The 13,230-nt window shown below is 65.7% G+C and carries 11 protein-coding genes; 3 read left to right on the top strand and 8 right to left on the bottom strand.

Annotated features, from left to right (window positions below):
- Window positions 1-32 precede the first annotated feature (32 nt).
- Entirely contained in the window at window positions 33-2,942 is a 2,910-nt protein-coding gene (locus HUW43_RS01640) for a TonB-dependent receptor (RefSeq protein WP_188235789.1), read from the bottom strand.
- 435 nt (window positions 2,943-3,377) lie between these two features.
- Between HUW43_RS01640 and folE the strand changes: the two genes are divergently transcribed.
- On the top strand, window positions 3,378-3,980 hold the full coding sequence (gene folE / locus HUW43_RS01635; RefSeq protein ID WP_188235788.1) for a GTP cyclohydrolase I FolE: 603 nt from the start codon (window positions 3,378-3,380) through the stop codon (window positions 3,978-3,980).
- Between the two features lie 13 nt (window positions 3,981-3,993).
- Here folE and HUW43_RS01630 read toward each other — a convergent pair whose 3' ends face one another.
- From HUW43_RS01630 to HUW43_RS01610, 5 genes are all read right to left on the bottom strand, one after another.
- Entirely contained in the window at window positions 3,994-4,650 is a 657-nt protein-coding gene (locus tag HUW43_RS01630; RefSeq protein ID WP_188235787.1) for a Fe2+-dependent dioxygenase, read from the bottom strand.
- Between the two features lie 11 nt (window positions 4,651-4,661).
- Window positions 4,662-5,699, bottom strand: a complete 1,038-nt coding sequence (locus tag HUW43_RS01625; protein WP_188235786.1) for a hypothetical protein — start codon at window positions 5,697-5,699, stop codon at window positions 4,662-4,664.
- A gap of 159 nt (window positions 5,700-5,858) precedes the next feature.
- Window positions 5,859-7,286: an SPOR domain-containing protein gene (locus HUW43_RS01620; protein WP_188235785.1), complete on the bottom strand. Its 1,428-nt coding sequence runs from the start codon at window positions 7,284-7,286 to the stop codon at window positions 5,859-5,861.
- A 22-nt stretch (window positions 7,287-7,308) separates the two neighbouring features.
- Window positions 7,309-7,899, bottom strand: a complete 591-nt coding sequence (locus tag HUW43_RS01615) for a hypothetical protein (RefSeq protein WP_411157923.1) — start codon at window positions 7,897-7,899, stop codon at window positions 7,309-7,311.
- 89 nt (window positions 7,900-7,988) lie between these two features.
- Window positions 7,989-8,711: an AAA family ATPase gene (locus HUW43_RS01610; protein WP_188235783.1), complete on the bottom strand. Its 723-nt coding sequence runs from the start codon at window positions 8,709-8,711 to the stop codon at window positions 7,989-7,991.
- A gap of 259 nt (window positions 8,712-8,970) precedes the next feature.
- On the opposite strand from HUW43_RS01610, the gene HUW43_RS01605 reads away from it, so the two are divergent.
- The gene (locus HUW43_RS01605) at window positions 8,971-10,164 is read left to right on the top strand and encodes an SPOR domain-containing protein (RefSeq protein ID WP_188235782.1); all 1,194 of its coding nucleotides are present in this window, start codon (window positions 8,971-8,973) and stop codon (window positions 10,162-10,164) included.
- 23 nt (window positions 10,165-10,187) lie between these two features.
- Here the strand turns inward: HUW43_RS01605 and HUW43_RS01600 are convergent, their stop codons facing one another.
- On the bottom strand, window positions 10,188-11,255 hold the full coding sequence (locus HUW43_RS01600) for a TonB family protein (protein ID WP_188235781.1): 1,068 nt from the start codon (window positions 11,253-11,255) through the stop codon (window positions 10,188-10,190).
- Between the two features lie 81 nt (window positions 11,256-11,336).
- Complete coding sequence (gene bla / locus HUW43_RS01595; RefSeq protein ID WP_188235780.1) at window positions 11,337-12,203, bottom strand: subclass B3 metallo-beta-lactamase; 867 nt, start codon at window positions 12,201-12,203, stop codon at window positions 11,337-11,339.
- Window positions 12,204-12,298: 95 nt separating this feature from the next.
- On the opposite strand from bla, the gene HUW43_RS01590 reads away from it, so the two are divergent.
- Window positions 12,299-13,177, top strand: a complete 879-nt coding sequence (locus HUW43_RS01590) for a LysR family transcriptional regulator (RefSeq protein ID WP_188235779.1) — start codon at window positions 12,299-12,301, stop codon at window positions 13,175-13,177.
- Window positions 13,178-13,230: the final 53 nt, after the last annotated feature.

Raw genomic sequence — 13,230 nt, 5'->3', positions numbered from 1 at the left:
GGAGGCCGGGCCTTTTTACGCTTCGCGCCGGATCAGAATTTGAACCCGGCAGCAATGCCATAGCGGCGCGGGTCAAGCGTGAACACGTTGGTGAACAGGCCCGACGACTGGTCGGTGACATACAGGCCGGTGACCGGCTGGCTGTCAAAGATGTTCGACACGAACGCTTTGACAAACCATTTCTTGTCGGGTCCGTTCAGCTGGATCTGCGCGTTGACCTGGGCATAGCCGTTGATCTCGTTGACGCGGCCGTTGAAGATATTGCCATAGCTGTCACCGGTATAGGTGACGTCGAGGCGCGGCGTCAGCGACATGTCGTTGGCGAAATTGTGCGTATATTGCACGCCCGCGCTGAACTTCACATTCGGCGCCTGCGGCAGCTTGTTGCCGCGGATGTTGACCGGCACGCCGGCATTTTCGATTGCGATGCCGCCGAACAGGGCGCCGACCGTTGCGGCATTGGCCTGAAGCACCGAACAGATACCAAAGGCGCCGGGCGAATTGATGCCGCTGTCCGCGCCGAAGCCCGCCGGGCCACGAAGGCCAAGGCTGGCGTTGATCGCGCTGACATAACCGGCCGTGCCCGCCGCATTGCCTGCCGTCGTCGGAACGACCGCGCAGTTCGACCCATTGGTGATGTCCTTGATGATGACCGCATCCGACCGGCCGCCCGACGGATCGCGCGGATTGCCGAGGAACTTGTCGCTCGACACTTCGGTGTTGAGGTAGCTCGCGCCGATGTTGACGACAAAGTCGGGGGTCGGCGTGATCACCGCTTCGGCTTCGAGACCCCAGATATTCGCATCGACATTGTCGTTGACCGAGGTGCGCGCGACGATGCGGCTGAGTTGCAGATCCTTATACTGATAATAGAAGCCCGTGACGTTGAGCTGCAATGCGCCAAAGCGGTTCTTCGACCCGATTTCGAACGCATTGACGATTTCGGGCGAAAAAGCTTCATCGACGGCGAACACCGGCTGGAGCGGCGGGTTGATGCCGCCCGATTTATAGCCGCGCGAATAGCTGGCATAGACGAGATTGTCGGGGGTGATCTTCCAGTCGAGCACCGCCCGTCCGGTGATCTCGTCAAAACCGACCTTGCGGATCTGGAAAAGCTGGTTGCCCGCAAGCCCCGGATCGGCGTCGAACGAGCCGACGAACGGCGAATTGAAGGCATTGCCGGTCTGGCCGAAGGGAACGAGGAAGCTGGCGAGCGTCGAACGCGCCTGCACCCGTTTCTTGTCATTATTGTAGCGCAGCCCGACGGTCAGCTTGATCGCGTCGTTGAACTCATAATAGGCCTCGCCGAAGAAGCCATAGGATTTGACCTTCAGATCGTCCGTATTGTTGCGGAAAAAGGGCGTCGCAAGGAAGGACGGAGGAATCGTGCCCCCCGATCCCAACGCCGTGAAGGTGCCGAGAATGCCCGTCAGATAGTCGATGCCGAACGAGTTCACATAATAGCTGTTTTCGGTCAGATGCGATTCGCCGTAGATCCCGCCGAGCAGGAAGTTGAACGGGCCGTCAAAGTCGGAACTGATAATCATTTCGCCCGACCATGCGTTGCTCTTCTGGTTCGACCGGTCGAAATCCTGCGGCGTCATCGTGCAGGTCGAACGGCCGCCATAGGAACCAAGCCCCGATTCCTCGGCAAGCGACGTGCAAAGCACGCCGTTCGGTCCGTTGGGAATCAACGCCTGCGCGATCGGGGCAAAGAAGGATGCCGGCAAGCCCGGAACCAGTCCCGCCCCCGCGGCCGCGAGCGTGTTGAGCGCCGGCGCAAAGAAGCTGCGATCCTGGATCGACAGGTTGTAATCCTGGCTGCTGTCGACGCGCGCTTCCTGATAGACACCGGCAAGCGACACGTTGATCGCCCCGAAACTATGTTCGAGCCGTCCCTGCAATTGCAGTTCGTCGGAAAAATAGGTCGGCGTATAGTCGGTGTTGACGACGCGCGGATCGGCGATGGGCTGGAAGGTCGACAGCGCGTCGGGACCATAAAGGCTGCCCAGCGCGAACGCCGTCGGAATGCCCCGGATGGCAAGGAACTCGCGGCTGGTCAGCACGCCCACGAAGGTCGAATTGGCATTTGTCACGCCCGGGTCGCGGCGGTTGTTCAGACAGCCCAGCACGCCGGTCGGGTCGCGCTGGCAATATTGCTTCTGGATACGCAGGCGATTGTCATCCTCGCGGAAATAATAACCCATCAGGTCGAGCGTCGTGTCGGGGGTCGGTTGCCAGCGGATCGACCCGCGGACGGCATACATGTCGCGGTCGTCGATGCGGCTGTCGTCGAACAGGTTTTTGGTGAAGCCGTCGCGGTTGAGATAGAAGCCCGCAATGCGCACGCCGAGCGTCTCGCCAAGCGGCACATTGACCATGCCCTTGGCCTTGATGCTGTCATAATTGCCATATTCGAACTCGCCCGACGCGCCAAAGGCGCCGAGATCGGGCTTGGCGGTGACGACGTTGACCACGCCCGAGGTGGCGTTGCGGCCGAACAGCGTCCCCTGCGGGCCGCGCAGCACCTCGATACGTTCAAGGTCGAAAAATTCGGTTTCAAAGAGGCGCGTGCCGATCAGCGGGGATTCATTCTGGTGAATCGCGGTCGCGCTGTCGCAGCTGACGCCGACGCAAAGGTCGCCGATGCCGCGGATGGTAAAGCTCGACGAGGTGAAGTTTGTCTTGGTGAAAGTGACGTTCGGGAGCGTCAGTTGCAGGTCGGACGGATTTTCGATCTGCTGCGCTTCCAGCGATTCGGCCGAAAAGGCGCTGACCGCGATCGGCACGTCCTGCAGGCGTTCCGACTGGCGCTGGGCGGTAACGACGATTTCGCCGCCGAACGCATCACGCGCCACTTCTTCTTCCGCGTCCTGCGCAAAGGCCGGTGTCGCCACCGTCATCGCAAGGATCGACGTTCCGATCAGTGCCTTGAACTTCATCTACAACCTCCCTTTTTCGTCCCCGCAAGACGCGGGACCGCCCAACTTCAGATTGTGGTAAGGGGAGGGGAAACGACAAGACGCGGCAACGGGCGGCCGACAATCGCGGCCCTGTGCCCGGGTGATTCCCACCTGCCAGCTGTGCTGGTCATCATCCTCTCCCACCGGCGTCGGGGAAAACGCGCGGCCTCTCCGGAATACGACCCGCTGAAGCGGGTTCTGTATCGCTTAAGGGTGCGCCGAGTTGACGAAAGCGTCAAGTGGCTTGTTCGACCCGGAAAAGGACGCGAAACCGCGCCTGTCGGGACGCGAAAAAAGCCAAGATTCCGCAACGTCAACTCGATCGCCGCCGACAATTTCTTTGTGCACAGGCCTTGCGCATCGGCCGCGGCGCGCCGAAATGTGCGACATGATAGCAACAGTGAAAGTGGGGCGATGAGCGATTTGGGGCGGGAGTTGGGACCGGACGGCAAGGTGATCGTGCCGGATCATGTCGCGGACGCGGTGCGCACGCTCATCGAATGGGCGGGCGACGATCCCGCGCGCGAAGGACTGCGCGACACGCCGCGCCGCGTCGCGCGCGCGTGGAAGGAATATTGTGCGGGCTATGGCGAAGACCCCTCGATCCATTTGTCGCGCACCTTTGAAGAGGTCGGCGGCTATGACGAGGTCGTGCTGCTGCGTGACATTCCCTTTCAGTCGCATTGCGAACATCATATGGCGCCGATCACCGGCAAGGCGTCGATCGCCTATCTGCCCAAGGATCGCGTCGTCGGCATCTCCAAGCTCGCGCGCGTGCTCAACGGCTATGCGCGGCGGCTCCAGGTGCAGGAACGGCTGACCGCCGAAGTTGCCCAGTGCATCTGGGACAATCTGCAACCGCATGGGGTCGCGGTGGTGATCGACGCCCAGCATGGCTGCATGACCGGACGCGGCGTGCGCACACCCGGCGTCGGCATGGTGACCAGCCGCCTGCTCGGCTGTTTCCTCGACGACCAGCGAAGCCGCAAGGAAGTGCTGGGCCTGATGGGCTATTGACGGGCGGACGGGTTCAGCGCCGCCACATTCGGAGCAGCTGATACTGCACAGCCTGAAGCCGCGTGAAATTTGCGGGTTCCATCTTGCCACCTTCCAGCGCCGCTATCTCGTTGAGCTCGTACATCAGGTTCCGTTGCTGGACGTCGGGGATCAGGCTCTGGATGAAGGTGATGGCGACCAGTCGCTCGCCGCGCGTTACCGGCTCGACCTCGTGCAGCGTGTGCGAGGGGTAGACGATTGCGACGCCAGGCGCCTCCTTGAAACGCAGATCGGCATTGCCAAGCTGAACATGGAGCGCGCCGCCGTCATAATCGGCGGGGTCGTTCAGGAACACCGTGCAACTGACGTCGGTGCGAAGCTGGCCATCGGGCAGCGGAATATAGGCGGCATCGGGGTGCAGCCCGTAATGCATGCCGGGGGTATAGCGCGTCAGCAGCGGGGGCGCGATGCGCGCGGGAAAGGAAAACTCCATGAAGTCGGCATTTCTGACCATCGCGTCGAGCAGGATTTTCGACGAGCGTTCGTAGGCGGCGGCATCGTGCAGTTGCAGGTTGTTCTTTACCCTGGAATGCGGGTTGCTGATCTTGCCGTCGACAAAGGTGCCGCTTGCGGCGATGTCGCGCAGTGTGCGCACCGCATTGTCGTCGAGCAGCTGGACTAGCTTGAACATTTTTCGTCTTCCTATCGGCCGTGGATCGGCAACTCGGCAAGGCTGTTATAGCGTGCGGCCATCGCTTCAACCCAGGCAATCGCTTCGGTGATCGCGGCGGCGTGGCGGGCGGCGGCTTGCGACTGAAGCTGGCGTCGCAGGTCGGGGCTGTAACCGTGTTCGGGAGCTTTCGAATATTGACGCATGATCGGACCGGCAAGCGCAGCATCGATCGGTCCGGCATCGACCGACAGGCCGAAATGTGCCGCCTGAAGCGCGAGTGCGGCAGCGGGATCGCCCAGGAAAGCTTCGAAATCCATCCATTGATGGCGCGGGTCGGATGGTGGCAGCGTGCGCTGCGCGCTCGCCATCTCGCAAAGCCAGCTCATCGCGATTCGCGTGACCGGTGCGAGCTGCCATAGCGCAAAGGGAAAGTCGGGGAGCTGCCCGGCGAGCCGCGCCATGCGCGCGGGGGCCTGTGCCAGCGTTTCCGCCGTCGAGGCCTCGCCCGCCAGGATCGTTTCAAGATAACGGGTCAGGGGGACGTACAGGAACAGCGCGCGTCCGCCATCGGCCATCAGATCGTCGGCGATCGCGGTGATGACGCTCGACGCCTTGACGATTGCTTGCTGACCGGGGCGGAAGCCGCGGCCCAGCCAGCCGCAAACCTGGCCCAGCCGCTCGCGATAAAGTGCCGGCGACCACAAGGATTCGGGGCGATCGATGCGTTCGGCGACTTGCGCCAGAGTGCGCAGCAGCATCGGTTCGCGCAGCGGCAGCACGTCGGCGAGTTCGGCAATCAGGCGCGAAACGAGCGTGGAACCGACATGGCCGATGTGGAAGATGAAATGCGGATGCGGCGCAGCGGCGCCAGGGTCCGGCAGCACTGTCCACGGCACCCATTCGCGCCCGATCCGGTCGGTCAGCAGGCGCTGGTCGAGAAAGCTGGCGCTGCGATAATCGCCTTCGCCGAGCTGCGCGACGAGGATGCGGTCATTGGCAAGGTCGGCCATGTGCGCAAGCAGACCTGCATCGGCGGCGAAACGGTCGGGGAGCGAGAAGGCGGCCATCCGTGCCAGCCATAGGAAAGCGCGTGTCGGTTGGCCAGCCTTGACGTCGGTGTAACGGGGCCGCTCGCCAGGTCAGGCGAAAGCCGCATCAGCCGATAACAGAGAGGCGCGGCCTTGCGGCCGCGCCCCTCCCCCATATTTGCCGGCAAAGCAGGCTGTTCAGCGCGAGGCGAGCCGCATCGGGCTGGCCTTTGCGGCCCACTGGATGTTTTCGCTGCCGCCCATCGCGCGGACGAAGCAAGGCTGGCCCTGCGCCTTGAGCTGGTTGCACAGGTTGGCGGCGTCGGCGCGCGAGGCGAGGCCGTTGACCGTCAGGCGATAGAAGGTGCGTCCCTTGACCGTCGCGGCATGGCTGGAGGCAGGGAAGCTGCCGAGCACGCCATTGCGCTTTTTGAGCATGCCCCATTTTTCCCTGGCGATCGCCAGGCTGTCATAGGCACCGACCTGCACCGCCCAACCGTCGGGCTTTCGGGCGTCGAAACCCAGCGCCTTGGGCACCATGACGGTTGCGAGTTCGAGCGCCTGTTTCTGCGCCGGACGGATATGGCCTTCGCCCACGACGCGCGGCGCGCGGCGATAGGGGGCGGCGTCGGCAAGGATGACCTCGGCGGCGGGCGCCGGTTGCGGCAATTCGGTGACCGGCACGACGCCGTCGGCGGTGCGTTCAGGCATTGGCAGTTCGACGCTGCGAATGCTGCCGCCGGCATCGGCCAGCACAGGGGCTGGCACGGGGGCGAGTGCGGGCGGCGGCGGCGCATAGTCGGCGACCGGCGCGGGGTCGGCGCTCGCCAGCCGGCCGGGCGCATCGCTGGCCGGTTCGGCGGCGGCCATCCGGATATCGGCGAAGTTGCTGAGCGCGAGGCGCACGGGCATCCCGGCGTCGGGCTGCGCGCTGGTGCCGATCAGGCTGGCGACGCGCACCTGTGCGTTGGGCTGCTCGGCGAGCTTCGACCATTCGGCCATCCGCCCTTCGAGCTTGGCGAGCGACAGATCCTGCGACGCGACAATCCGCGCCTGCGCCCAGCGGCCCGACAGCGCGAGCGCCAGCGCAAGATTCTGCCGCGTCCGCGCGTCGGCGCCTTCGGCCCGTGCGGCCTGCCCCAGCACGTAGAGCGAACCTTCGCTGTCCCCCGCGAGCGCAAGCGCGAGACCAAGATCCGAGGCGGGCACGGCATCGCGGTGGCGCGTGAGCAGTGTGACGGCTTCGCCGTTGCGGCCCTGCGCGATTTCGGCGAGCGCACGCGCGAGGATCGTGTTGCTGTCACCGGCGCCAAGTTCCATCGCCTCGGCAAGCGCCGTCGATGCCGATGCGAAGCGGCCATCGTCAAGATAGGCCTGGCCCAGCAGCGCGCGATACCCCGCGTCGCGCGGACTTGCCGCGACCGCGGCTTCGGCCAGTGCGACGGCTTTGCTCGGCTTGCCGGCTTCCAGGGCTTCGCGCGCCTTGTCGGCCGATTTGGCGGCGATCGCCGGCGTTCCGGCGGCGCGCGACGGCGCGTCGGCGATCTTGCCCACGCCGCTGCACCCCGTCGCCACACCGAGGACGAAGCCCGAAACGGCGAGGTTCATCAGCATCTTGCGGTTCATGTCGGGTCCCCCTGTATGTCGTTCAGCGCTGCCCGCGTGCCGGGCGCGCCGCGGGCAGGCGGCTTGCCATCGCCTCGATTTCGGGCAACGACGCCAGATAATCGTCAAGCAGGTCGGTAAGGATGAGCTGCGACGACCGGTTCGTGATCGCGCTGGCAAGACGCAGGCGCAGATGACGCTCCGCATCGAGGCGGAGCGTGAACGCCGCTTTCTCTCGCGCGCGCACCGCGCGCGGGGCCTTGTCCTTCTTCGGCGCCGGCTCGGGGCGGGCCTCGACCTTGCGCGCGACGGCGGCGACGCGCTCGATCAGCGATTCCTGCTGGCGCACCACTTCGGGCACGTCGGATGCTTCGGCCATGACGTCCTCGGCGCCCGGATCGACGTCGAACCGCCCGGCGACAAGTTCATGGCCTTCGCTTTCGTCGACGGCATGTTCGGCCTCGACATTATGCGCCAGCACCGATCCGGTCAGCAGCGGCTTCAGATCGACCATCCGCGCGGGTTCGCTCGACTGGTCGGGATCGACATCATAACCCATGTCGTTCCAGCCGAGGTCGTCATAGCCCATGCTGCCGATCGGCGCGGGACCGCTGCCGAGCGGCTGGCGGCGCATGGCTGGCCGTGCGCCCCCCTTGCGGGCCAAAAGTCCGGCGCTCAACGATGCGAGGGGTTTTGGTTCGCCCATGATTCCCGTTCCTCCCGTCACTGACCGGCAATGCGGCGGCCGAAACCACCGCCCATCGGGCGAACCGCCCCGTAATTGCCCTGTTGAGGCACCGGCGCGGCGAAAACGGTGCGGCGGAAATTCTTTTCAAGCCGGTCGTTCATATAGGTCCACAGCTGACGTATCTCGTCGGCCGAGCGGCCATTGGGGTCAACTTCCATAACCGTGCGGCCGTCGATCATCGACGCGGCATAGTCCGTGCGGTGGTGCAGCGTGACGGGGGCGACGGTGCCGTGCTGCGACAGGGCAACGGCGGCTTCGCTGGTGATCTTGGCTTTCGGGGTGGCAGCGTTGACGACGAACACCAGCGGCTTGCCAGCGCGTTCGCACAGGTCGACGGTGGCGCCGACGGCGCGCAGGTCGTGCGGGCTGGGACGCGTCGGCACGACGATCAGTTCGGCAACCGAAATCACGCTCTGGATCGCCATGGTGATCGCGGGCGGGGTGTCGATGACGGCGAGCTTGAAGCCCTGCTGGCGCAGAATCTCAAGATCGGAGGCAAGGCGTGCAACGGTGGTCTGCGCAAAGGCGGGAAGGTCGGTTTCGCGCTCGTTCCACCAGTCGGCGAGCGATCCCTGCGGATCGATGTCGATCAGGACCACGGGACCGGCCCCGGCAAGCTGTGCCTGCACCGCGAGGTGCCCCGACAGCGTCGTCTTGCCCGACCCGCCTTTCTGTGAAGCCAATGCCAGTACGCGCACTGCGTTACCCCCTCGGAAAGCCATCAAATCGGCGAAGGAATGCCATGCAGGGCGCTAAAATTGGGTTAACGATGATAAAATCAGGGTAAACGAATGGTTCGCGACCGTGGTAAACAGTCGCTTAAGCCGAACCTGTCCCGATATGGGTCGGATTCGGCTCGCCCCTATTTGCCGCTAACACCGTGTTAGCCATTTGGCGCTATGACGATTGCCGGGGACTGCGGCCGCCCCGTTGCGGCGCAAGTCATTGGAGAATAACATGCCTTCGTTCCGCACCATCGCCCTGCTGACGCTGCCGCTGCTGGCGCTGTCGTCGATTTCGGTCCCCGCGCGCGCCGACGTCAAGGCCGGGGTCGATGCGTGGCAGGCGGGCGATTATCAGACCGCGGTTGCCGAATGGCGTCCGCTGGCGATCGCGGGTGATGCCGATGCCCAGTTCAACCTGGGGCAGGCCTACAAGCTGGGCCGGGGCGTTCCCGCCGATCTGGCACAGGCGGAGGCCTGGTATCGCCGCGCCGCGAAACAGGGGCATTTGCAGGCGGAAGACAATCTCGGCCTCGTGCTCTTCACCGCGAACCGGCGCGAGGAAGCGATGCCCTTTATCGCCAGGTCCGCGGCGCGTGGCGAACCGCGCGCGCAATATGTCCTCGGCACCGCGCATTTCAACGGCGACCTGGCGGAGCGCGACTGGCCGCGCGCCTATGCGCTGACCAAGCGCGCGAGCGATGCCGGGCTTGCGATCGCGTCGGCGCGGCTCGCCCAGCTCGACAATCTGATCCCGCTCGACCAGCGCCAGCGCGGCCTTGCGATGATCCCCGAAATCGAACGCAGCGAACAGCGCGAACGGCTCGCCGCCGTGAGCGCCGCCGCGCCGCCCGCGCCCAAACCCGCGTCGGCTTCGCCGATCAGGAGTGCGACCCTGCCGCCTTCGGCACCGGGGACGAGCTATACGCCGCCGCCGGTCATTTCTGCGGCGAAACCGGCGTCCACACCGGCGGCCGGCAAGCCCGCCACGACGTCCTCGCCGGTCGCGAGTGCCGCAGCGGCCGCCGCGGTCGAAGCGACCGCCGCCGCAGCGGCCGCGACCGGACAGCCGGGCACGAGCTATGCGCCGCCTCCCGAAAGCAGCGTGCCGACGCCCGCGGCGCCGACGCCTGCCACGGCCGCCTCGGTTCCGGCCAGGTCGGATCCCGCACCGGTCCGCGTCCACAAGGCGGCGGCCAGCCCGTGGCGCGCGCAACTCGGCGCCTTCGGTGTCGAGGCCAATGCCCGCCGCCTCTGGACAGCATTGGCAAAGAAGAATCCCGCCTTTGCCGGGCGCCAGCAGCATCTGGTCAAGAGCGGCAAGCTCACCCGGCTGCAGGCCGGTGGTTTTGCAGCAAAGGGGGAAGCCGAAAGCTTCTGCGCGGCGCTGCGCAAGGACGGTCAGGCCTGTCTGGTGGTCGATCAATAGGCGCCGGATCGGCGATGCGCCGGTCACTCTTCGTCGGCGGATTGCCCATCTTGGTCAGGCATCCTGAATTGCACCGTTTCGACGCACCCCGTCGCACCCTGCGTTGACGGCGCGACGCGCCCGCTGCGCAGTATCTGGATGGCCTGCTGCCCGAAATCCGCCGACGGCTGCGCGTCGAGCAGCTTCACATTGCCGACCTCGCCCCATGGCGCCGCATCGAACGACAGGATCGCCCATCCCTCGATCGCGCGCTGGCGATAGGCGGGCGGATAGCTGCTGTTCGGCCGGATTGCCCAGTCAATCTTTGCCGGACAGCGCGCATCGGCGGGGCGCATCTGGCCCTCGTAGGGTTTGTCGGGTGCCGTCAGGCGGCCAGCCGCGCGCCAATAAGGATAGAGGCAACCGGTGCGTGCGCCGCCGGTAAAGCGCGAGCCGCGCACCGCTTCGACCGCCGCGGCGTCGAGGTCGGCGTTGTCCGTGCCGTGCGCGACGCGCGCGTGGACGGGGCGCCCGTCGGCGTCGGTGTCAAAGATGACGAGCGACCAGTCGCGCGCGCCCGGCGTCGCCGCGACTTTGGAAAAGTCGGGATAGGCGCGCAGCAGCACTGCGGGACGCGGTCGGTCGCCACAATTGCCGACCGCGCCCAGCCGATCCCAGCCTGTCCTGGGCAGTTTCGGTCCGGCGGGAAAGATCGAATAGGCCGCAAGGTCGGCGATCGGCGCCTGTTCCAGCGAGGCGAACTGCGGCGTGTAGCGGATCGTGCAGTCCGCGCGTTCGGCGCCCGCGGGAAAGCGGCTGGCCGCGAGCGCCGGGCCGATGTCCTGCCCGAAGGGGATAAAGGCGTCGCCCTCGCGCATGATCGAGTGCGGCCGCCCGGCATCGTCGATGGCAAAGCGATAGGCGATGCTTCGCATCCGTTGCGGATCGGTCGTAGCCAGGGCGATGTCGGGGCGCCGCATGGCCGCTCCCGCCACCGCCTGTCCGTTGCAGCGGATCTCGCCGGGTTGCCACGTCAGCAATTGTTGCGACAGGGCCGGGACGTTGACGACGGGCGCGGGGATGGAGGCAAGAAGCAAGGCGGTGGTCAACATCGTCCGATCTCCCTTGTGATCGGTGGCCAGACTAGCGGGACCGGCACCGCTTACAAGTTTGAAAAATCAAGCGATCGCGCATTATCGCGCTTCCGACCGTTCCGCCTCCAGCCGCTTGGCGAGCGCCCTGCGCGATCGGTCGGCGTAGGCGCGGCAGGCGCCGGGGCTTTCGCTGTAACGCCCTTCGCCCGCATTGTCGGGATGTGCCGCGATCAATATGTCGCACGCGATCGCATCCATCTTGCGATAACTTTCCTCGAAACCGGCGACGAACGGTTTGCCCGCGTCGGAGGTGAAGCGATAGCCGTCGGCGGAAACGGGGTTGAGGCTCGATGCAAAGACGACCGCCTTGCATCGGCCACCGTCGCACGCCTGCCAGGTCCAGCTCATGCTGCCCATCGTGTGCCCCGGTGTCGCGACGGCGGTGATCGCGGTGTTGCCCAGCCGCAGCATTTCGCCATCCGTCATCGTGCGGACCTTTGCTACCGCGGGCCAGCTTCCGCCATAGCCGAGCTGCGGATCGTCGTCGGCGAGTTTGCCTGTGCGCAGCCCCTCGGCGCCGCGCGCGCTCGCCACCACCGTCGCGCCGGTGTCGCGCGCCAGCGCCGCAAGGCCGCCCGCATGGTCGAAATGGGGTTCGGTGCTCAGAATATAATTAATGTCTTGGGGATCGAAACCGAGCCGCCGGACATTGGCGAGGATCGCCGGCGCCGCCTGTGGCAGCGCGCCGTCAACCAGCACCAGCCCGTCGCCGGTGTCGATCAGCGCGACGCTTAATCCGCCAAAGCCGACAAGATAGGAGTTGCCGAAGATTTTTTCAGGTTCCACAGGCTCCAGCCATTCGGCCGAGCGCGACGTCTCAATCGGCCGCGTCAGCGGATCGATGGTCGGAACCGGCGCCCCGCCCGCACCCGCGAGCCACAGAAACAGGCTGATTGCTTCGATCATCTTCATCTCCCTTCGCTGCTGAAAATGGCCCGTTGCGCGCGGCGCGGCAAAGCATCATTTCTCGACAAAGCCATGAGAATAATTGATGATAACCCATGGACCGCGCACAGCTTCCCCTCAACGCCCTGCGCGCCTTCGAGGCGGCGGCGCGGCACCTCAATTTCACGCGCGCGGGGATCGAGCTGTGCGTCAGCCAGGGCGCGGTGAGCCATCAGGTCGCCGAACTCGAACGGCGCCTCGGCACGCGGCTGTTCCATCGCCTGCCGCGCGGGCTGGCGCTGACCGACGAAGGCCATGCGCTGGTCCCCGTGGTGTCGGACGCGTTCGACCGCGTGGCGGCGACGCTTGACCAATATGCCGACGGGCGGTTTCGCGAGGCGTTGAAAGTCGGCGTGGTCGGAACCTTTGCGACCGGCTGGCTGCTGCCGCGGCTCGATGATTTTGCCCGCACGCATCCGTCGATCGACCTGCGCATCGCGACGAACAACAACCGCGTCGACCTGGCGGGCGAGGGGCTTGATTATGCGATCCGCTTTGGCGACGGGGCGTGGCACGGCACCCACGCCGAACCCTTGCTTGCCGCGCCAATGGCGCCGATCTGCGCGCCGGTCGTGGCCGCGCGGCTGGCGACGCCCGCCGACCTCGCCTCCGAACGGTTGCTGCGATCCTATCGCGCCGACGAATGGGCGCTATGGTTCGGCGCCGCGGCCGTGCCCGTCCCCTTCCTGTGCGGTCCGGTCTTCGACAGCTCGGCGCTGATGGCGGCGGCTGCGGCGGCGGGGCAGGGGGTGGCGCTCGCGCCGCCGTCGATGTTCACGCGCGAACTTGCTGCCGAGCTGCTCGTCCAACCCTTTTCGCTCACAGTCGATACGGGGCGTTACTGGCTGACGCGCCTGAAGTCGCGCGCCGAGAGCGAGGCGATGCTTCGCTTTCGCGCATGGCTGTTTGCCGAGGTGGCAGCCGCGAGCGCATGAAGCGCCGCGCGCCATGACAAAAGGGCCGCGTTTCCGAAATGGAAACGCGGCCC

It is taken from the genome of Sphingopyxis sp. LK2115, assembly GCF_014595975.1.
In the GTDB taxonomy this organism is placed as follows: domain Bacteria; phylum Pseudomonadota; class Alphaproteobacteria; order Sphingomonadales; family Sphingomonadaceae; genus Sphingopyxis.
Note: the sequence above shows the minus strand (reverse complement) of the source record. Positions and strands in the feature narration are given on the sequence as shown.